We start from the raw sequence: 435 nt of genomic DNA, 5'->3' as shown, positions 1-435 counted from the left end.
CCTGCCATGCCGCCACGATTTTGCGGTGTCTCACCGTCGCAGCACCGTTCGTACCGGCGGGCGGCGTCCGCGGCGTCTCGGCTTCCACAACCAGCAGCGCCGGACGGTTCCAAGCGGCACAGACCTCCGGGCCCATCAGCGTTAGACACTCGTGATAGGCACCCAGCACTGGGTGCTCCCGATTGGTCGGCAAGGCACTGCGGCGACTTGCCCACTGCCGCAGCATCGCCACGCGATGATCAAAATTGGTCCGTGGCTGCCACCACCGGGGATCGTAGAGATGGTCTACCAAACGATTCAATCCGGGAGCGACCGTTTGGGCGATCCGAGGTGACATTTGTCGCTCGCTGCGTCGATGCTCTCCGAATGGCACTCCCAGGATATGCAGTGCCGAGACGACGGCACGGGTCAAACGGACATCCTTCCCGACGGCCA

Annotated in this window: 1 protein-coding gene; it reads right to left on the bottom strand. The window is 63.7% G+C overall.

Translation table 11 applies throughout. The features are described from left to right. On the bottom strand, nt 1-337 hold a 337-nt coding region (locus tag GE027_RS22720; protein ID WP_153559510.1), incomplete at its 3' end, for a hypothetical protein. Nucleotides 338-435: the final 98 nt, after the last annotated feature.

This window comes from Roseimaritima sediminicola, assembly GCF_009618275.1.
Taxonomy (GTDB): domain Bacteria; phylum Planctomycetota; class Planctomycetia; order Pirellulales; family Pirellulaceae; genus Roseimaritima; species Roseimaritima sediminicola.
Note: the sequence above shows the minus strand (reverse complement) of the source record. Positions and strands in the feature narration are given on the sequence as shown.